Raw genomic sequence first — 22,048 nt, forward strand, 5'->3', positions numbered from 1 at the left:
CATGGTCTTAGTAAATGCGGGAGCTGCAAGGCTTTGGGACGATTTTGCGTAAGTCCTATTTTTTTTGATGTTGAAAAATAAAAACTAGATTTGTTGATAATCATTTTTCTCAATAGTGGTCGGACAACAGTTTTCCGACGGACATATAGCCACCCAATTAGCTATATGAAATTCGCATAGTATTTGCGAAATAAGACATTTGAATACATCTTCTTTAATCAATAGGATGATCAGAACTCATCCCGATTAATAAAATGAGTTCTAAACTCTGGAGTTAAAAAGAGTTACTCGCTGGCGTTAATACGGCAGCGCTTTAAAAAAATACAGGAGATAAAATGAAACAAAAGAAAATCAGTTGGCTTATTCATGCCTTGTTCATGATGCCAGCAATCAGCGCGACCGCCTTTGCCCAGGAAAAGCCAGCAGCTCCAGCTACTGACGAAGTGCAACAGGTCACAGTGAGTGGTATTCGTGCTTCGGTACGCAATGCCCTTGCCAGCAAAGAAGCATCCAACAGCATGATCGAAGCGATTGCTTCGGAAGATATTGGCAAGTTGCCGGATACCACCATCGCAGAATCCCTGGCGCGACTGCCAGGCCTGTCGTCAGGATTGGATCGCGGTAATGCAAGCCAGATTGTGGCGCGCGGTATGGGCCCACGCTTTATTGGTGCGACCCTCAATGGTCGTGAATTGGCGTCGACTGAACCCAGCCGTGCAGTGCGCTTTGAACAATTCCCTTCAGAATCTTTAAGCGGGGCAACAGTCTACAAAACACAATCTGCTGAAATTACAGAAGGCGGGATTGCGACGACTATTGATTTGCAGACAGTACAGCCACTCAAATTCAAGGAACGCCAGATTTCGTTGAAGGCAGATGCCTTGTATTATCCGATGGGCGATCAAATTCCGGGTGCTAAAAGCAGGACACCACGTCTTGGCGGCATCTACATCGACCAATTCAATAATAATACCTTGGGTGTCGCACTGGCTTTCAGTTATCAGGACCAGCCTTCACTGCAAAAGAATATAAGACACTGGGGTTTTAACGAAGATCATTCAGCTGATTTGAATGGTGACGGCAAGATTGATAAAACGCCATGGGGCTTTGGTGATGATGTCAAACGCGGTACTGATAAACGCACCAGCCTGCTTGGCAAAGTGGAATGGAAAGCCAGCCCCAATGCCTTGATTACTGGCGACGTTTATTATGCAAAAGCGGCCATCGATGAGCCTGGTTTGCAACACTGGACGGGTGATGTCGGTAACTGGGATGGCTGGCAAAAAGCCAACTACAGTAATCTGGATATCCGCAATGGCTATGTGGTGGGCGCTACTGTAAAAGACGTGGGCCTTACCACCAATGATTATAAGTGGGTGCAAGACAATACCAATGTGGCTGGTGGTCTCAATGGAAAGTTTACGATAGGCGATTGGAAGGTAGAGACCGACTTGTCCACTTCGCGTGCGAAACGTGACAGTCAATGGCGTGACTTGCGTTTGTTTGCAAAAAACAACGGCACACTGACCTGGTCGTTTACCGGGGATGACCGTCAGGTATACACCTTGGGTCAGGATTCGGGAAACCCGGCAGCGTTTGGCGCACCAACGATGTATGTTGATACTGATGGCCACTTAAAAGATGAATTGAATGGCTTCCATGTGAATGCATCCCGTGGCGTTGATTGGGGCGCCGTAAGTCGTGTCAAGTTTGGTGCCCGCTTCACCGACCGCGAAAAATCGTACAGCCAAACGACATGGAATGTGTCCCCAACAGGAACGATACCTGATTCGGCCTATGAAACCATACGCGTTGACGGCTTTGCTCCATTTATTGCACTGAAAAATTTTGATGCATCTTCTTTCGCTGCCTTTGGCGCCAATGTATTCAGTTCTAACGGTCGCCCACAAACGCAGAATGATTTACTGTCCGGCTGGAAAGTAAAAGAACGTAGTTCATCACTGTATGCGCAAGCTGATCTGGATGGTACGTTCCTGGGAACGGGATATCGCGGCAACGCAGGTGTGCGCGTGGTCCATACCAGCCAAACTGGCGAAGGCATGCAATCATTGAGTGGTGCGACGCCAACACCAGTGCAGGGTGGAACTTCGTATACAGAGGTCTTGCCTAGCCTGAATTTGATATTTGCGATGGACGACAAGCAAGAAAAGCAGGTGCGTTTCAGTTTGGCGCGCGCCATGTCACGTGCCCCACTGGATGAAATGCGTGCTTCACGTAATTTGTATGTTGATCCTAATCCTGTACAGCCATTGACAGGTAGTGCCGGTAACCCGGAATTGAAACCAATGATGTCGAATCAAATGGATCTGGCTTATCAATGGTATTTCGCCAAAGGTGGCTTGGCATCGGCTGGCGTGTTCTATAAGCAAGTCTCACGCTACATAGGAATCACGGAGGACAAGACCAGCATCAATGGCCGCACTGCACTGATCACACGTTCGGTGAATGGTGGCGGTGGCAATGTCAAAGGTCTGGAACTGGTGTATCAGCAAGCATTTACTGGTTTGCCCGCACCATTCGATGGCTTGGGTGTGTACAGTAATTATGCGTATACAGAAAGTGACATCAAAGAAAATATGCCTTCTGTCAATCCTTTCCCTATCGAGGGTTTGATGAAACACAATGGCGGTCTCACAGTCTGGTACGAAAAAGCTGGTTATGAAGCACGGCTTTCTGCTAACTACCATAGTGCCTTCGTACGTAATCCTACCTGGGCCGCAGGGCAGTTGATACTGAATGGCGCAGAGACTTACCTGACCTTGAATCTGTCCAAACAAATTACACCGCAGTTGCAAGTGCGATTTGGTATCGACAACATGACTAACCAAAAAGTGGTTTATACGAGTGCAAATAATCCATATCAACAAGAAGTGACTGAGTTTGGCCGTCGCTTTAATTTGGGGTTGACTTATAAAATGTAATTTCTTAAGAACAGGGGCGATGCAAATCGCCCCTGTTTTTTTGACAGATTTACCTCATCAACCATTTTATCAAGTCATGAAATCTCTTCCCTTTTTTTCTGCAATATGTTTGGTACTGATGAGCTGTGCCAACGCCAGCACACAAAATGTGGCAGATGCGACACTGATGGAAACCTCATCCGGTGATCCGGCACAAGTAAAAACGGAAAAAGCCTTTGCCAAAGGATCGGACATTAGCTGGCTGTCAGAGATGGAAGCATCCGGCTACCCATTTTTCAATAAGGCAGGTATCAGGCAAGATATTTTCTTGACGTTGAAAGAACAGGGCATGAACGCTGTGCGTTTGCGGGTGTGGGTGAATCCGGCAGATGGCTGGAATGGTTTGCAAGATGTATTGGCCAAGGCGCAACGGGCAAAACAGGCGGGCATGCGCATCATGATTGATTTCCACTACAGTGACACCTGGGCTGACCCCGGACACCAGACCAAGCCAGCCGCATGGAGCCAACACAGTATTGCTGAATTACGCACGGACATCGCGCAACATACCTCTGCGACCTTGCTGGCGCTGCGCGATGCAGGCATTGCACCTGAATGGGTACAAGTTGGTAATGAAACCAATGACGGTATGCTGTGGGATAGTGCACGGCCTTCCAGGGCGGCCAGCAACATGAAAAATTATGCAGAATTGACGACTGCTGCCTACGACGCAGTCAAGCAGGTTTTCCCCGCGACCCTGGTTATCGTGCATCTTGCCAATTGCCATAATAACGAAGGCTTTCGCTGGATTTTTGATGGCTTGAAAAGCAATGGCGGCAAGTTTGATGTCATCGGTGCCTCATCGTATCCGCTTGAAGCCACTGGTCACACATGGCAATCGGCCAACAATGCCTGTCTTGCGAATTTGAATGATATGACAGACCGTTATCAAGTACCAGTCATGGTGACAGAAGTCGGCGTACCCTGGGACCATCCACAAGCGAAAACTATTTTGAGCGATGTGATTACTAAGGTCCGTTCGGTCAACCGTCAGCTTGGCCTGGGAGTGATTTATTGGGAAGCGCAATCCTACAAAAACTGGAAAGGCTATAGCTTCGGTGCTTTTGATAATACAGGGAGACCGACAGAGGCACTGGATGCCTTTCTTGACTAGAACCTGTTTGAGATCTTATTGCGCGTGCGCAATTGGAGTCCACGTGGGGCTTATGCGCTGCTCAAAATGCGCATGGTCTAGGTATCGGCTACCTGGTTCAAACATAGTGCGCGACATCCACCACATCAATTTGCTCTGCTTGCATAAACATCTTCGCGTATTCCAGATACACGCCTGATTTCAGGAATAGCCCAAATAATTCGGCATCGATATGCTGGTCCTTTTTCATGAAACTCATGATCTTGATGGTTTCTGACAGGGTTTTGCCTTTTTTGTAGGGGCGGTCGGTGGCGGTCAGGGCTTCGAAGATGTCGGCTATCGCCATCATGCGGGCGGGGATGCTCATGTCGACGGCGGTCAGGCGTTTGGGGTAGCCGGTGCCGTCCATTTTTTCATGATGGCCGCCAGCGATTTCTGGCACTCTGGCCAGGTGACGCGGAAAGGGTAGTTTTTCCAGCATCATGATGGTTTGTATCATGTGCTCATTGATCTTGTAGCGTTCTTCTTCTGACAGGGTGCCGCGGGCTACGCTCAGGTTATACACTTCGCCGCGGTTATACAGGTGTTCGGGTACATTGACCTTGAAGCCCCAGGGGTTGTCGGGTGTGATGGTGTCGCGGGCGGAACGGGGAAAGATGTGTTCGGCCTTGTCGTTCAGCAGGTGTTCTGTGGTCGGCAGTAGCGCTTCTGGCGTGCGGTTTTTGCGTTCTTTTTCCTCGTGTGAAATGCCGATGCGGTCCGGCAGTGTCCTGGTCCAGCTGCGTTCGGCGATGCGCTGTATGCGGGCGATTTTGTCGGGTGCCATGAATTCGCCGCCTTCATTGCATTCGGCAATGAAGGCAAAATCGCTGTCCAGTCCGGCGATATCTTTATCACGTTTTTCTTTCAGCTCTGCGGCATGTTCACCCATCGCACCGTTGGCGATGGCTTGCCAGTATTCGATCTGTGCATCGCGTTTCAAGACTTCAAAGCGCATGCGTATTTCATGGATGCGGTCATACAGGGTTTCCAGTTTGGTCGCCTTATCGACGATGTATTCGGGCGTGGTGACCTTGCCACAGTCATGCAGCCAGGCGGCGATATGCAGTTCTTCCCATTCTGCATCGCTCAGCTGGAAGCCGGCAAACGGGCCTTCGGTTTCCTTGCAGGCTGCCTGGGCCAATAACCTGGTCAGTACCGGCACGCGCTGGCAGTGGCCGCCAGTGTAGGGGCTCTTGGCGTCGATGGCGCTGGCGATCAGTTGGATGAAGGCTTCCAGCAAGGCTTTCTGTTCCTGTATCAGGCGCTGGTTTTCTATGGCGACAGCGGCGGCACCGGATACGGCTTCGGCCATGGCTTGCCTGCCGGGGTCAATGTCGGCATCATCAATCACCAGGGCAATCGCGCCGACCAGGGTATTATTGCGGTCCTTTAACGGGATCGCAATCAAGGTGGTGACATGATTGGTGGCGGGCAGGGCGCTGAAAAAGCGCGGCAGATCCGCTGCCTGTAACTGGCAGATACTGCTGCCTGATTTGCATGCCTGGATCACGGGGTGCTCTTCATCGTTCATGGCAATGCGTTGCGCATCGCTTTCCAGTACCTGGTGGTCGACGTAGACTTGCACCACTTGCATGGATTGGTCTTGCGGCTGATACAGGTAAAGGATGCCGGATTTGGCGTCGGTGATTTCCGACATTTCCTTCAATACCCGTGCCAGTAATTTGTCGTAACTGGTTTCTGATGCCAGGCTGCTGGCGATATCAAGGAAGGAACGTATGGTCGCTTTCATGCCGCCCATGGAATGCGCCAGGTCGGCAATTTCCTTGATGCGTGACTGGATGTTGACGGGGCTTTGGAAATCGAAACGGGCGATCTTGCTGGCTTCGTCATTCAATTGTTTAAGTGGTTTGGATGCCAGGCGCGAAAAATAAATAGTCACGCCTATGCCTATCACCAGCATCACGATAAATAGCATGATGGTTTGCTGACGCATCTTGATAATGTCGGCCAGCAATTCATCATGCGGGCTGGCGATCAGTATGCGCAAGTCCTGGCCACCGGGGATTTGTATATTGGCCCGGTAGCTGGCCCAGGTTTGCCCCATGACATCCAGCGCCTGGCTGACATTGCCGTCAGTGACATCCAGTTCCAGCAGCTTGTTCAGTACCGGTGCATCTTGCTCTGCCAGCGTGGGCATGCTTTGCGTGCCATCCAGTTTGGTGATGATTTGCGGTCTGTAGGCAGCTTGCTGAGCGTTTTGCCAGGCCAGCAATTGGCCTTTACGGTCTATCAGGGCGATGCTGGTTGATGGCGTGACGCTACTGTTCTTGATGGTTTCATGGATGGTGGGCAGTTCTATGTCGATGCCGACAACGGCATCGGCATCGACGATTTTTTGCGCATAAGTGACGCCGATCTGCCCGGTAGTAAAGAAGTAATACGGTTCGGATACATTCGCCTTGCTGGGGTTTTTCATGGCGTTTTCATACCAGCCACGCAAGCGCGGATCATAATTGCGCAGGGGGATTTTCTGGCGACTGATTTCATTCAGCCTGTCATCCAGGTACACCACATGTTCGACCATCTTGTCCGCATCCAGGCTGGTGCTTTGCACTATCCATGCCGTTTTTTCCGGTGCCTTGAAGATACCTTTATTGCCATTCGATTTGGCGTATTGACGCAACAGAAAAAATTCACCATCTGCAAAGCCTACATAGGCTGAGGTTGCAGATTTGACGCTGATGATGGCCTTTGCCAGGTAATTGACGTGGGTCAGGCGTTGATTCAGGTTTCGGCCAGAGATGGGGAGGGATTGCGCCAATATTTCGGTCTGGCTTTTTACTGGCTCATAAATGTCTTTGACATTGCTGGCGACTTCATTGCCTATCAGGGTATAGCTGCTGGCAGCCTGCGCCAGGATGATTTTACTCATGCGGGTGAACTGCACGGTACCCATGGCAATGGCGAATAATAATATCAGGCCGGTAAAAAAATACGCGATATAGATATAAAATCGAACGTTTTTTTTGATGCTCATCGACAGACCCGTCCAGAATAAAGTCACGCCACCATGGAACATTCGCTTTTGCTTGCAGGCTCAGATGCTTAAAATGTGAATTCTATGGTAGTGGTTTATCTGGTATCGCGCAAATGAAAACTCTTTGCATTGATGCCATAGCGACGCTTATTGGCTAGCGATACAGGGTATTCAGCGTAGAGGGAACTACAGATCGCATCCTTTTAGTGCAGCATTGACGCGTGAGCAGGTACAGTTCACGAGTTAGCTGGCTCTTTGGGGGCGATAGGCAGGTCGATATAGAACTTGGCCCCGCGCCCCGGGCGCGATTCAAAGCCGATATTGCCATCCATTCTTTCGACCAGTTCCCGGGTAATTGCCAGGCCCAGCCCGGTACCGCCGTTTTGTCGGGTATCCGATGAATCTGCCTGGGCAAACTTTTGAAATATCCTGTCCCTGAATTCATTCGGTACACCCGCGCCATGGTCGATCACATTGATGCGCACGCGGCGGTCATTGGCTGAGGTGGTGATCTCCACCGTACCATTTGCTGGCGAATATTTGATGGCGTTCGACAGCAGGTTGGACAACACCTGCATGAATCTTTGCGTATCTACCGACACACTGACAGCCGGAACCGGACGTGCCAGATACAGTGATATGTGGCGTTGCGCGCCGAAAGTCTGATTCGATTCTATGGCCTGCATCAAGATCTCGGACAGTGCTACGGTCTGGAACTGGAATACCATTTTTCCTGCCGACAGTTTTTCCATATCCAGCAAATCATTGATGAGGAAGGTCAGGCGCAGGCAATTTTTAATGGCAATGTCCAGCATCTGCTGGATGCGATCCGGAAATTTGCCAAGGACACCACCCGATATCAAACCCAGTGCGCCAGAGATGGATGTCAGTGGCGTGCGCAGCTCATGGCTGACGGTAGATATAAATTCATTCTTGATCTGTTCGATACGCTTGCGTTCTGTGATGTCGCGCATCAGGCCTATGTACAGGGGCTTGCCCTGGCGTTTGACGGCCGACATGGATACATCAAGCGGGAACAGGCTGCCATCTTTTTTGCGGCCCGTGATTTCTCGTCCTATACCGATCATATCCTTGACGCTGCTTGCTTTGGCCTGCTGTTCTTCCTGATCTTGTTTGCGGTCAGTGACTGCGGCATCTTCAACTGCCGGGGCGGCGTATACCTGCGGCATCAACTGGCGTATGTGCTGGCCGGGCAGGTCATCAATGTCATAACCAAAAATATTGGCCGCAGCATTATTGACGCTGAGTATATATTCATCTGCATTCAGGGTGATGATGCCATCCAGCACATTGTCAACGATGGTGCTGGTATGGGCCGCGTGATCCCGCAGGGATTCTTCGGCCGCTTTTCTTTCACTGATGTCCTGGAAGGTGCCATACAGCCGCAGGCAGACATTGTCTTCAAACTGCGGAAAGCCGATGACATGCACGCAGCGCTCATTGCCGCGTGCGGTGACGATGCACAGTTCTGTATCAAAGGCTTTGCCTTCGCGCAGGGCATCGCCCACCAGCTGGGTTATTTTTTGCTGGTAGCTTTCATTCTTGTAGAAACTGATGGCATGTTCTACGGTGCAACTGAAATCGTCATTCACTTCATGGATTTGCCGGGTGACTTTACTCCAGTGTAATTCCCGGGTTTGCGCATCCAGTTCCCAGGTGCCTATGCGGGCAGCGGCATTTGATTTTTCCAGCAGCTCATAGGCGTGTTCCAGTTCTGCTTCGGCTTCTTTCTGCGTGGTGATGTCGGCATGGCTGCCCGACATGATCAGTGGTTGTCCGTCAGGGCTCCAACTGACCACGCAACCGCGATCATGTATCCAGATCCAGCGCCCATCCTTGTGCCGCATGCGGCTTTTCAGATCAAAATATTCGATCTCGCCACGGAAGTGCTGTTCGATCAGGGTACTGGTCACTTTCAGGTCTTCCGGGTGACACAGGTTCAGCCAGGTATTTACCGTGGTGGGGCTGAGTTCAGCCAGGGTATAGCCCAGCATTTCTGCCCAGCGCTCGTTGTAGATAGTTTCACCGGTGAGGATATTGCATTCCCAGGTCCCGATATTGGTACCCTTGATGACATTCGCCAACTGACGTTCGGTTTCATACCTGTGCTTTTGTACGCGGGCAGCACTGATCAATTGTCCCAGTGTGCTGAATAGCGGGTTGAGAAAGGTGATCAATGCATCATCTGCATACGTATCAGTCCCTTCAGCATCGGCATCGACCTTGGCATCATGCTGGCGATTGGCAATGCCGACGATGGCAATCAGTTCGCCATCGTAATGGACGGGGATGCCAAGGAAGTTGTTAAGTGGTCTCAGGTGTTCTGGGAAAATGCTATCCAGTTCTGCCAGTTGCGGCGTCAGCAACAACGGCGTCTGAGCGGCATTTTCCTGGGCAGTAAACAGTGTTGTCAGATGCTGTGACAACTGGTCTTGCGCTTCCTGCTCCAGCGGCGTACCTACAGTCAGTTCATCATTGGTGTTCCAGGCCAGCACGGTTGATTTCAGGACGAGTTCGCCCTGCTTGTTGTGAAAAACTTCGCTGATGAAACCGCATTCACTGGCGCTCAGGTTGAGGGTGGCAGTCAGCAGGGATTCGAAGCCTTTTTCCTGATCGCTTTCACTGATGAACAGCACCTGGGTTTTGGCGATGGCATCACTCAGCATGCGCTGCTGTTGCAATTGCCGGTCCAGCTCCTGGCGTTTCAGGACGCCGCTAACCCAGTCACCCAGTAAACGCACGAATTCAATTTCCACATCCGAAAACGGAAACAGGCGCGCATGCACATCAGAAAAATTCAGGGTGCCATATTGGCGTTCATTCATGTACAGCGTGACAGAGATATAGCAGACCACACCCAGTTGTGTATAACCCGGGTGACGCAGATAGGGGCTGTCAAATACATCTGCAATGTGAAAGACGGTATTGCTGGCCAGAGTGAGTGCGGCAAACGACTGGGTCAGCGGGATTTTTTCGCCTTCATGGAAACGATCGTCACCGGATTGTCGCAGGATGATTTCACACATTCCGTCTTCTATCTTGACGACGTGTCCGGTGCTGATGCCCAGATAATCACAGGCCATTTCCAGGGCCTGTCGCAACAGGTTTTCCGGGTCTTGATACGACAGCGAGGTAATCTCGGTCAATGCCAGCAAGGCATGGTGCTGGCGTTGCTGTTCTTCCCTGGAAAATTCGTGTTCCACGCAATCGGCCAGGTCGCGCAAGGCAGTGAGGTCATCCTGACTCAGGGTTCTGGGTACGCTGTCCAAGATGCACAGTGTGCCCAGTCGTTGGCCATTCCTGGCCCGCAGCGGTGCACCGGCGTAGAAACGTATATGGGGAGCATCAGTGACCAGCGGGTTGTCAGCGAAACGCAAATCCAGTCTGACATCCGGCACATACAACACATCGTGTGACAGGATGGCATGGCCGCAAAACGAGATATCCCTGGGCGTCTGCGTCACATCCAGCCCCTGGCGTGATTTGAACCACTGGCGGTCAGTGTCGATCAGCGACACCAGGGCTATGGGTGTCTGAAACAGATGTCTTGCCAGTCTTGTCAGCCTGTCAAAGCGCTCTTCTGCCGGGGTATCAAGGATGGCACATGCCTGCAGCGTCTGCAGGCGTATGGTTTCATCGTTTGGGAGTGCGGGTGCTTGCATGAAAAATTGTTCAGTTCACCGGTAAATTGCTCAACCATGTTTGCAGGGCTGCGCCATGCAGTGGTTTGCTGGCAAAATAGCCCTGCATGGAATCACAGCCCAACAGACGCAGGGTTTCGCGTTCTGCGGCAGTTTCTATGCCTTCTGCAATGACACTGAGCCCCAGCCCATGCCCCATCGCGATGATGGCCCTGACCAGGCTCTGGGTACTGGGCTGGGCATCGATATGCGTCACAAAGCTGCGGTCTATTTTTAACTCGCTGACAGGCAGGCGTTGCAAATACGACAGCGAAGAATAACCCGTACCAAAATCATCAATCGACAGGTCCAGCCCGATATCGCGCAAGCGCTTGAGTAAGAGTATGGTGCTGTCAGGGTCTTCCATGATACCGCTTTCGGTGATTTCCAGTTTCAGCAGGGCCGGGTTGACGGCATGGCGCTGTAGCAGGGCAGCGATCTGGTCTGGAAAACTGGCATCACGCAAATCATGGGTGCTGACATTGACGGCGATGGTTTGCTGCGGATACGTGTGTTGCCAGCCAAGCAGGGTGGTGATGGCTTGTTCCAGCATCCACATGGTCAGCATGCTGATATAGCCGGTGCGTTCGGCAAAGGGGACAAATTCTGCCGGTGAAATAAAGCCACGGGTCGGGTGCTGCCAGCGTACCAGGGCTTCAAAGCCATAGGCCTTGCCATCGCCCAGATGCAGCTTGGGTTGCAGCCACATTTGCAGTTCTGAATCCCTGACGGCAGAACGCAGATCGGACAGCAGGCTTAAATGACTGAGACGTGAAGCCTCTTGTGCATCGGTATACCAGGCTGCCGCACTGGCGCTGCGCTTGGCCGCATACAGGGCCACTTCGGCATTGCGTATCAGGGTCATCAATGGCAGTGCAGTGTCGGTGGTGATGGCCAGGCCATACACCAGGCTGACATCGACAGAATGCTGGGCACATTTGACCGGTTCAGCCAAGACGGCATCTATGCGCTGATGCAGGCTTTCCATGGCGGTTTTGCTGGTGTCAAAACACAGTATGGCAAAGGCACCACCAGCCAGTCTTGCCAGCCATGGTTTTCGCTCGCCCTGGTCCTGGCTGACTACCGATTTGAGACGGCTGGCCACATCGTAGATGACGGTATCACCGGTATCAAAACCCAGGGTTTCATTGATGATTTTAAGGCGTGCCAGGTCCATCAATACCAAGCCCTGATGCGGTTCACCTTGGCCGTCATGGGTTTTCAGCATGAAGGTGCGGTTGGGCAAGTCGGTCAGGGGATCATAGTAAGCCAGGTGCTCGACCGTTTGTTCGCGTATGCCGATGGCGGTGGCCATGGCATTCAGGGCTTCGCCTACCCGTGCCACTTCTTCTGTCTTGCTGGGAGTAACGCGCGTCTGGTAGTCACCGTTGGCGATTTGCAGGGCGCTGGCCTGTAGCCGTGCCAGTGGCCGGACCACGCTGCGGGTCGTCAGCCAGGCCAGGACGGCTGCCACCAGCACCGCAACGCCTGACAGCAGGGCCACCATCATGCCGGTGCGTTCAAAGTCTTGCTGGGCTTCGGCCTGGTGTTGTTGTATCAATTTCTGTTCACGGTTCAGGAAGGTTTTTGATTCCTGCAACAAATCGCCCAGTGCTGGCTGTACCTGTTTAAGAAAGGTGGATTTGGCGGCTTCCTGTCCTTCATCTTCCAACTGGTTGACGGTGGCAATATAGTTTTGCTGGTAGATATTGCGTTTTTCTTTCAGGGTTTTCAGGTTCTGCAATTGCTCGTCGTCGCTCAGCGAGGCTTCGAGGGCAGTGATGAGTTTGTCGATCTGGCGATTTTTTTCATCGACGGCGGCATATTCGTGTATGCGTTGTTCATACGGTACGGTCAGCAATTGCAACAGGGCGCGTCCGACATTTTCTGTGGATAAACTTAATTCCTGTACATACAGCAGGCTTTGTATTTCCTTGCTTGCAAATTTTTCACTCTGCACTGTCATCTTGCGAATTTGCGAGATTGGCAACAACAGGACGATGGTGAACAGCCCCAGCAACAAGGCGTAGCTGAGCGCCAGCCTTACCCCTATGCGGCGCAGGCCCAGTACATGTATCAGGTGGTCAAAGCTGTTACGCATGGCAAGTTCAGTCTACAAGTGAATATCTGCTCAATGTTAATACACTATTAATTATGAGGGCAATATCGTTGTTCACACTCTGCCTTATTTATGGACTGAGTTTCAACAAACAGTTGCAGTATGCATCATGCCGCAGCGTATGCACATACGCACATACGCAGATAAGCGCGAATGGTGTTTTGTTTAACGTGCGATCAGCAGATACGCCAGCAAGAGATTGGCAACGATGGAGATGATAGCCAGGGTGCGCCAGAGCGACAGTGGGTCGCGTTGGGCCAGCGGCTTGATACTCGGGGCGGGCAGGGGATGGGCGGCGCCACGTTCCAGCGCCAGCAGAAATTCTTCTGCGGTTTCAAAGCGATCTTGCGGATCGCGGGCAATCGCTTTCAGCAAGACATTTTCCAGCCAGTGCGGCAAGTCAGGACGGTAACGCCCCGGCGTTACCGGATCACCGAATTTGGGCCGCTGGAAAGGCTCGACTTCGCCATACGGATAATGCCGCGTCAACAGATAATACAGGGTGACGCCGGTGGCATAGATATCGGTTGCCCGGGATGGTGGCTCACCCTGGAATTGTTCAGGTGCCAGAAAAGAAGGCGTACCGGCCAGATTGAAATTGCTGGCCTGCGAGCTATCCTTGCTGTCAAAGCCGGACTGCGCCACACCCAGATCGAGGATGCGGATTTCATCATCGTCACCCAGATGTACATTGGCCGGTTTGATGTCCCTATGCAATATGCTGCGCCGGTGCAGGGCACCGACGGCGCGCACCAGTTTGCCGCCGTATACGACGGCTTCGGGTACGGTAAAGTGCTGCCCGGCATCCAGCCGCCTTTGCAGTGAATCGCCGGCATGCCAGGTGGACAGGTAATACAGGTAATTTCTTTGTTCAGGTGTGATCACCTGCGGGAAAAAACGGGCGACCACGCGTTTCGCCAGCCAGGCTTCATGCGCAAAGGCTGAGCGCTCCTGGGCATCTGTGGCACGGTCAGGGTGCAGGGTCTTCAACACCAGCTTGCGATGATGTACCGGATCGGTCACCCGGTATAGCAGGGTGGTCTGCGAGGTATGCATGATTTCATCAATCACATACCCATCCAGCATCTGGCCGGGCTTCATGCGGGGCGGTACCGGCAAGACATGCAATTCGGTAATGGCATCCCGCAAGTCACCTTCCGGCAGTTCTTGCACACGCACCACCAGGGCGCTGCAATTATCTTGTGAGCCGGCCTTCATCGCGGCTTCGCATAATGCGCTGCAGGCTAGTTCCGGGCTCAGGCTTTGGGCGCTGACCTGGCGCAGGAAATCGCTCAGGTCATATTCACTGATGGCTGCCCAGACGCCGTCACTGGCCAGCAGGAATACGTCGCCGGCACGCAATTCACCCATGCCATGGTCGATCACCAGATGTGAATCCAGGCCGATTGCACGCGTCAGTACATGCTGCATTTCCGGCCTGTCCCAGACATGGTCCTGCGTCAGTTTCTGCAAAATGTCATTACGCAGCAGATAGCAGCGGGTATCGCCGACATGGGCGCTGTAATACATGCGTCCACGCAAAACCAGGGTGGTCAGGGTGGTGGCCATGCCTGCCAGCTCGCGCCTGACCGAACCTTGCTGTTGCACCCAGCTATTCATGGCGACCACGACTTTTTCCAGTGCCGTGGTCACTTCCCAGGTGTCCGGGGTGGCGTAATAATCGGTCAGCAAACCGCGTACCACATATTCAGCCGCCTCACGCCCGCCTTCACTGCCGGATACGCCATCGGCGACCGCCAGTATCATGCCCTTGCTTGACAGTTCCGGCTCACCCGGCGTCACCATGCCGACAAAATCTTCATTACGACTGCGTATACCTGCGACGGACTGATAGCCGGTGGTGACGATAAGAGGCATGGTGTGGGATGATCTTCAGGTGATCAGATTTTTGCAGTGGTCATGGCGGCAGAACCCCAGGTGGTGCGCCAGCGTTTCTTGACCAATGATAAACCGAGCAGGGCGACGATGGCCAGGCCGGCAAAAATCGACAGGCCCAGTTGATAACTGCCGGTGATCTGGCGCGAGTAACCCATGCTGGCCGCCAGGTAAAAACCGCCTATGCCGCCGGCCATGCCGACCAGGCCGGTCATGACGCCCATCTCTTTACGGAAGCGTTGTGGTACCAGCTGGAACACTGCACCATTGCCGGTACCCAGTGCCAGCATGGCGATCACAAAGACAATCACAGCCGCCACGGATGACTGCAAGCCAGTCGCAGCAATAAACAGGAAGGCTGCAGCAATGGTATACATCACCGACAGCGTCTTGATACCGCCGATGCGGTCAGCAATGCGGCCACCAAACGGGCGCACCAGTGAACCGGCAAAAACGCAGGCAGCCGTGAAATAGCCGGCCTGTACCGGCGACAAACCATATTGGGTATTGAAATAAATGGTCAGTGACGATGCCAGGCCAGAAAAACCACCAAAGGTCACGCTATAAAAGAACATGAACCACCAGGCATCCTTGTCTTTCAGCACCGCCAGGTATTCACCCAGTGATTTGCTGGGTGTGTCACCCGGCGCGTCCTTGGCAAAAACCAGGTAGACAATCAGTGCCACCAATAAGGGGATCAGGGCTAGTCCAAACACATTCGACCAGCCGTAAGCGATGGCTAGTGCCGGCGCAAACAGCGCGGCAAAAGCCGTACCAGAATTGCCCGCGCCAGCAATACCCAGCGCCGTACCCTGATGTTCTGGCGGATACCAGCGTGACGCCAGCGGCAGCGCAACGGCAAAGGCAGAACCGGCCACGCCCAGGATCACACCCAGGAACAGCAACTGCTCATAACTGTGTATATTGCCCAGCCAGGCCCAGCACAGACCAACCAGCACCACAACCTGACCTATCAGGCCAGCTTTTTTAGGTTTCAGATGATCAACCAGGATACCCATCACGATACGTAACAGTGCACCAGCCAGCAAAGGCGTGGCAACGATCAGGCCCTTTTGTGCTGCTGTCAGTCCCAGGTCTTTGGATATCTGTATCGCCAATGGGCCTAACAGAACCCAGACCATGAAACTCAGGTCAAAGTAAAAGAAAGCCGCTAACAGGGTTGGTGGATGGCCTGCTTTCCAGAATGATGTTTTTTGCATGATCGCTCCAATGATGAACGGTGATGCCACTTGCAAGTGCCGTGCCATCAAATTGTGCAGGATATACGGCGTCCAATTATTAAATTTGGCGCAAAATGCGCGAAAAACGTGCGTCGCGTAAATTAAATGGTGCAGTGCACCAGTTTGGCCTGTTCATTTTGTGTGGAACACCGGTTTTTTATGCGGCGCTTCAGCAAGTGGCATTACTTATCGTGTGGATTGTGTAATTGTTGGTTTTCCCTGTGCAAAGCTATTTTATATATGGTTATATTGGTGCGCACTGTATAAAGCGGGAAAAGTTGGTTTCCCGGAAATTTCGAACTGGCATTGCTCTTGCTTATAGACCGCGGAGACATGTAAAGGAGCAGCCATGAAGAAATTAAAGCTAGTGATGGTCGGGAATGGTATGGCAGGTGTGCGTACCCTTGAAGAGTTGATCAAGATTGCCCCGGATTTGTACGACATTACCGTTTTTGGTGCAGAACCCTATGCCAATTACAACCGCATCCTGTTATCGCCGGTGCTGGCGGGTGAGCAAACTATCAAGGACATCATGCTCAATGATGTCGATTGGTATGAAGAAAATAATATCACCCTGCACCTCGGTAAAAAAATCACCAAAATCGATCGTCACAAACGCATCGTGATTGCCGAAGATGGCACCCAGACTGAATACGACCGCCTGCTGCTGGCGACTGGTTCCACTCCTTTCATGCTGCCGGTACCTGGCAAAGACCTCAAGGGCGTGATCGCCTACCGCGATATTCATGACACCAATGCCATGATAGACGCAGCCGAGAAGCATACGCACGCCGTCGTCATCGGTGGCGGCCTGTTGGGGCTGGAAGCTGCCAATGGTCTCAAAATGCGCGGCATGAGTGTCTCTGTCGTGCATTTGCCGGGCTGGTTGATGGAACGTCAACTGGACCCTGTTGCCGGCAAGATGCTGCAAAAATCCCTGGAAGACCGTGGCCTGAATTTCCTGCTTGAAAAAAATACCGAAGCCATTACCGGTGACGAGAATGGCCATGTGAAATCCATACGTTTTACCGATGGCTTGGAAATCCCGGCACAACTGATCGTCATGGCTGTCGGCATACGCCCGAACACGGCGCTGGCAGAATCTGCCGGCCTGTACTGCAACCGCGGCATCATCGTCAACGACACCATGCAGACCTATGACCCGCGCATTTATTCTGTTGGTGAATGCGTCAATCATCGCGGCACGGTGTACGGTCTGGTTGCACCTTTGTTTGAAATGGCCAAGGTCTGCGCCAATCATCTGGCGAATTTTGGTATTGGTCGTTATCAGGGCTCAGTCACATCCACCAAACTGAAAGTGACAGGTATCGATCTGTTTTCTGCCGGTGAATTCATGGGTGGTAAAGATACCGAAGAAATCATCTTGTCCGACCCCATAGGCGGTGTCTACAAGAAGCTGGTAGTGAAAGACGACAAGCTCATCGGTGCCTGCCTGTATGGCGACACCGTGGATGGCAGCTGGTATTTCAAATTGCTGCGCGAAGGCAAGAACATTTCCGAAATCCGCGATTCCCTGATGTTTGGTGAATCGAATACCGGTGACGTTGGCCATGAAGGCCATACCAAGGCTGCGGGCATGCCGGATGAGGCCGAGGTCTGTGGCTGTAACGGTGTCTGCAAGGGCACCATCGTCAAGGCCATCAAGGAAAAAGGTTTGTTCACGCTGGATGATGTGCGCAAGCATACCAAGGCATCGGCATCCTGCGGTTCCTGTACCGGCCTGGTCGAGCAGATCATCATGTTTACTGCCGGTGGTGATTATTCGACTGCGTCGAAAGTCAAACCCATGTGCTCTTGTACTGATCATAGCCATCAGCAAGTGCGTGATGCCATCAAGGCCAACAAGCTGTTGACCGTCGCTGGCGTACAGGAATTCATGGATTGGCGCACACCTAACGGTTGCTCCAGTTGCCGTCCTGCCCTCAATTATTATTTGATTTCTACCTGGCCGCGTGAAGCCAAGGATGACCCGCAATCGCGTTTCATCAACGAACGTTCACACGCGAATATCCAGAAGGATGGTACTTACTCCGTCATCCCGCGCATGTGGGGCGGTGAAACCAATGCCAGCGAATTACGCAGGATTGCTGATGTCGTCGATAAATTCAAGATACCGACGGTCAAGGTTACTGGCGGTCAGCGTATCGACTTGCTGGGTGTCAAGAAAGAAGACTTGCGCGCCGTGTGGCAAGATCTGGGCATGCCATCCGGCCTTGCGTATGCCAAGGGCCTGCGTACCGTGAAAACTTGTGTGGGCAGTGAATGGTGCCGCTTCGGTACCCAAAATTCCACCCTCATGGGGCAGCAACTGGAACGTGAACTGGCACGCATGTATTCGCCGCACAAGGTCAAGCTGGCCGTATCTGGCTGCCCGCGTAATTGCGCCGAAGCTGGTATCAAGGACGTCGGTGTCATCGGTGTTGATTCCGGTTGGGAAATTTATGTAGGCGGTAACGGCGGTATCAAAACCGAAGTCGCAGAATTCCTGGTCAAACTGAAAACCCATGAAGAAGTCATGGAATATACAGGCGCTTTCCTGCAGTTGTATCGTGAAGAAGGCTGGTATCTGGAACGTACCGTACATTACCTCGCCCGCGTCGGTCTTGACTATGTAAAGAAAATCATACTGGAAGATGACGAGCGTCGCAAAGACCTGTATCAGCGTCTGCTGTTTGCACTGGAAGGTGAGTCTGATCCATGGCATGAGCCAGAAAAAGCCCAGGTCGATACGCGTCAGTTTGAACGCTTGCCAGCATAACGCCGTTTTAGTTGAGAGGAAAAGAAACATGAGTCAGGATTGGCAAGTAATTTGTCGTGTTGAAGATATTCCCGTACTGGGTGCGCGGGTAGTGGCCCGTGCCGCTAAACCGGATGTGGCCATTTTCCGGAATAGTGAAAACAAGGTTTTTGCTTTGCTGGACAAGTGTCCACACAAGGGTGGGCCCTTGTCACAAGGTATCGTCTTTGGTGAAAAAGTGGCTTGCCCACTGCACAACTGGAATATTGAATTACCCACTGGCTGTGCAATTGCACCGGATGAAGGCTGCACGCAAAAATTCAGTTTGAAAGTGGATGCAGATCAGGTATATCTGGATGGCAATGAGTTGCGCACGCTCGCAGTAGAGGCTTAGAAAAAATGCGCTGCATCATCTATGATGGTGATGCAGCGAGCACTTAAAGGCGTTTATGACTGAAACCAAATCTACCTGTTGTTATTGCGGCGTTGGTTGCGGTGTAGTGATTGAAAGCGAAGGCGGGCAGGTTGTGGGGGTGCGTGGTGACCCGGATCACCCAGCTAATTTTGGCCGCCTGTGCAGCAAGGGCAGCACCCTGCATCTGTCGGCAGATGCCAGGATACAGCAACAGGTCAGGGCACTTTATCCCGAAATGCGGGCGCCATCTTCTGGGCGGGATCAGACACGCCAGCGCAGTGACTGGGATACGGTCATCGCCAGCATGGCCAGCAAGTTTGCCGACACCATCAAGGCACACGGCCCCGACAGTGTGGCTTTTTATATTTCCGGCCAGTTGCTGACCGAAGATTATTACGTCTTCAACAAACTCGCCAAGGGCCTGATAGGCACCAATAATATCGACAGCAATTCACGCCTGTGCATGTCCAGCGCCGTGGCTGGTTACAAACAGACACTGGGTGCCGATGCACCACCTGCCTGTTATGAAGATATAGACCTGGCTGAGGTTATTTTTATCGTTGGCTCCAATACGGCCTATGCCCATCCTATCTTGTATCGCCGCCTGGAACAGGCCAGGGAAAAAAATCCGGCCCTGAAAGTGATTGTTGCTGATCCGCGCCGTACCGATACTGCGCGCGAAGCCGATTTGTTCCTGCCGATTTTGCCCGGTACCGACGTTGCCCTGTTCAATGGCATGCTGCATCTGTGCCTGTGGGAAGACCTGATCGATATCGACTACATCCAGGCGCATACCGAAGGCTTTGCCGAACTCAAGCAAACCGTGCGTGACTACACGCCGGCAGCCGTGGCCAAGACCTGTGGCATCAAGGAGGCCGATCTGGTACAGGCAGCACGCTGGTTTGGCCAGTCCAAAGCCAGCCTGTCGTTGTATTGCCAGGGCTTGAATCAGTCTTCGTCGGGTACTGCAAAAAATGCAGCCCTGATCAATCTGCATCTGGCTACCCATCAAATCGGCAAGCCAGGTGCAGGGCCGTTTTCCCTGACCGGACAGCCAAACGCCATGGGCGGACGCGAAGTCGGCGGCATGGCCAACCTGATGTCTGGTCATCGCGACCTTGGCAATGCGGAGCATCGCGCAGAAATAGCTGCCTACTGGGGCGTCGATGACGTACCAGCCATACCCGGTAAAACCGCAGTGGAAATGTTTGAAGCAGTCAGGCAGGGTGAGATCAAGATCATCTGGATAGTCTGTACCAATCCGGCGCAATCCATGCCAGAGCAAAACCTGATACGCGAAGCCTTGCAAAAAGCCGAACTGGTCATCGTGCAGGAAGCCTATGCCAGTACCGCCACCGTGCCGTATGCTGACATCCTTTTGCCAGCCAGCACCTGGGCCGAAAAGACCGGCACCGTCACCAATTCAGAACGTCGCATATCGCGCGTGCGCCCTGTCATACCCGCACCAGGTGAAGCCAGGCATGACTGGCAAATTGCCAGCCAGTTTGCACAAGCTTTGGCGCCCTTGCTGGACAAATCCCCGGTAAACTTTGCTTATGACAGCGACGAACAGGTCTGGAATGAACACCGCGACAGCACCCGTGGCCGTGATCTCGACATCACCGGCCTGTCGTATGCCATACTTGAACAGCAGGGGCCACAGCAATGGCCTTACCCGGCTGGTGCCAGCATGGGCAAGCAGCGTTTGTATGAAGACGGTATCTTCCCTACCGCCAGCGGTCGCGCACGTTTCGTCAATACCGTGTATCAGCCGGTCAAGGACGCTGTTGATGCGCGTTATCCATTCTCATTGAACACCGGCCGCCTGCGCGATCAATGGCATGGCATGAGCCGCACCGGCACCGTGGCGCAACTGTTTGCCCACGTGGCCGAACCTGGCATCAGCATGGAAGCCACCGATATGCAAAGACGCTTCCTGAAGACTGGTGATCTGGTGCACGTCAGCAGCCGTCGTGGCACCGTTATTTTGCCCATCGTTGAAAGTGACGAGCAGCGTGCCGGCCAGGTTTTCATCGCCATGCACTGGGGTGAAGAATATGTGTCTGGTCGTGGCCATGCACAGAATGCCAGCTATGGCGTGAATGCCCTGACCTCACCGGCCATCGACCCCAGTTCCAAACAGCCGGAACTGAAAGCCGCTGCCGTCAAGATACTGAAGGCCGAATTGCCCTGGCGTTTCGTGGTATTTGCCTGGCTCGATAGTGAAGATGCCTACCAGGTACAGACTGCCTTGCGACCGTATATGCGCGAATTTGCCTATGCATCGTGCACCCCGTTTGGCCGCGACAAAGTCGGCGTTATCTTCCGCGCTGCCAATGAAGAAGCCGTGGCCGGTGACGTGCTGGAAAAAATTGAACACTTGTTTGGTATCCATGGCACTGATGTTTTGCGCTATGACGACAAACGGCGCAGCGTGTCGCGTCATATCCTGGTGAAAGACGGCAGCCTGGCTGCCGTGGCGTTGGCTGGTGACGTCGCGGCTGAAAGCTGGCTCAAGGATTTCCTGCAGGCGCAGGAACCCGTCGCCAGGTTGGGACGCTTGTTGCTGATGCCGAGCACCACGCCACCGCAAGGCTTTGCTGCACGCGGCAAAGTGATTTGCAGTTGCCTGAACGTGACCGATACAGAAATCAATGCAGCCCTGACTGGCATGGATGGCTTGCCAGCCGACGTATTGACTGCCTTACAGGGCAAACTGAAGTGCGGTACCAACTGTGGCTCTTGTGTACCTGAACTGAAGAAGATCATCAGCATCGGTGTACAGCAAAAGGCGGCATGAAATG

At 52.7% G+C, this 22,048-nt stretch carries 10 protein-coding genes; 5 read left to right on the forward strand and 5 right to left on the reverse strand.

What is annotated here, in order from left to right:
- Nucleotides 1–335: 335 nt before the first annotated feature.
- Both ACO0K9_RS17090 and ACO0K9_RS17095 read left to right on the forward strand, forming a co-directional pair.
- Nucleotides 336–2,942 (forward strand): TonB-dependent receptor, encoded by a 2,607-nt coding sequence (locus ACO0K9_RS17090; RefSeq protein ID WP_422987057.1) that lies wholly within the window; start codon nt 336–338, stop codon nt 2,940–2,942.
- A gap of 118 nt (nt 2,943–3,060) precedes the next feature.
- The gene (locus ACO0K9_RS17095; RefSeq protein WP_422987059.1) at nt 3,061–4,095 is read left to right on the forward strand and encodes a glycoside hydrolase family 53 protein; all 1,035 of its coding nucleotides are present in this window, start codon (nt 3,061–3,063) and stop codon (nt 4,093–4,095) included.
- A 97-nt stretch (nt 4,096–4,192) separates the two neighbouring features.
- On the opposite strand, the gene ACO0K9_RS17100 is transcribed toward ACO0K9_RS17095, so the two are convergent.
- The 5 genes from ACO0K9_RS17100 to ACO0K9_RS17120 all read right to left on the reverse strand — a co-directional run bounded on the left by ACO0K9_RS17100 (nt 4,193) and on the right by ACO0K9_RS17120 (nt 16,050).
- The gene (locus ACO0K9_RS17100; protein WP_422987061.1) at nt 4,193–7,114 is read right to left on the reverse strand and encodes an HD domain-containing phosphohydrolase; all 2,922 of its coding nucleotides are present in this window, start codon (nt 7,112–7,114) and stop codon (nt 4,193–4,195) included.
- A gap of 236 nt (nt 7,115–7,350) precedes the next feature.
- The gene (locus tag ACO0K9_RS17105; RefSeq protein WP_422987063.1) at nt 7,351–10,797 is read right to left on the reverse strand and encodes a PAS domain S-box protein; all 3,447 of its coding nucleotides are present in this window, start codon (nt 10,795–10,797) and stop codon (nt 7,351–7,353) included.
- Between the two features lie 10 nt (nt 10,798–10,807).
- Nucleotides 10,808–12,916: an EAL domain-containing protein gene (locus ACO0K9_RS17110; RefSeq protein ID WP_422987065.1), complete on the reverse strand. Its 2,109-nt coding sequence runs from the start codon at nt 12,914–12,916 to the stop codon at nt 10,808–10,810.
- A gap of 183 nt (nt 12,917–13,099) precedes the next feature.
- Entirely contained in the window at nt 13,100–14,812 is a 1,713-nt protein-coding gene (locus ACO0K9_RS17115; RefSeq protein WP_422987067.1) for a protein kinase domain-containing protein, read from the reverse strand.
- A 23-nt stretch (nt 14,813–14,835) separates the two neighbouring features.
- Nucleotides 14,836–16,050, reverse strand: a complete 1,215-nt coding sequence (locus ACO0K9_RS17120) for a nitrate/nitrite transporter (protein WP_422987069.1) — start codon at nt 16,048–16,050, stop codon at nt 14,836–14,838.
- A gap of 370 nt (nt 16,051–16,420) precedes the next feature.
- Between ACO0K9_RS17120 and nirB the strand changes: the two genes are divergently transcribed.
- From nirB to ACO0K9_RS17135, 3 genes are read left to right on the forward strand one after another with little or no spacing between them, the layout of a single operon-like run.
- A complete protein-coding gene (gene nirB / locus ACO0K9_RS17125) occupies nt 16,421–18,850 on the forward strand; it encodes a nitrite reductase large subunit NirB (protein WP_422987071.1) in 2,430 nt (809 codons plus the stop codon).
- Between the two features lie 28 nt (nt 18,851–18,878).
- A complete protein-coding gene (gene nirD / locus ACO0K9_RS17130) occupies nt 18,879–19,223 on the forward strand; it encodes a nitrite reductase small subunit NirD (protein WP_422987073.1) in 345 nt (114 codons plus the stop codon).
- Nucleotides 19,224–19,278: 55 nt separating this feature from the next.
- Complete coding sequence (locus ACO0K9_RS17135; protein WP_422987075.1) at nt 19,279–22,044, forward strand: molybdopterin-dependent oxidoreductase; 2,766 nt, start codon at nt 19,279–19,281, stop codon at nt 22,042–22,044.
- The last annotated feature ends 4 nt before the right edge of the window (nt 22,045–22,048 follow it).

Source organism: Undibacterium sp. Ji50W (assembly GCF_049340445.1).
GTDB lineage: Bacteria > Pseudomonadota > Gammaproteobacteria > Burkholderiales > Burkholderiaceae_D > Undibacterium.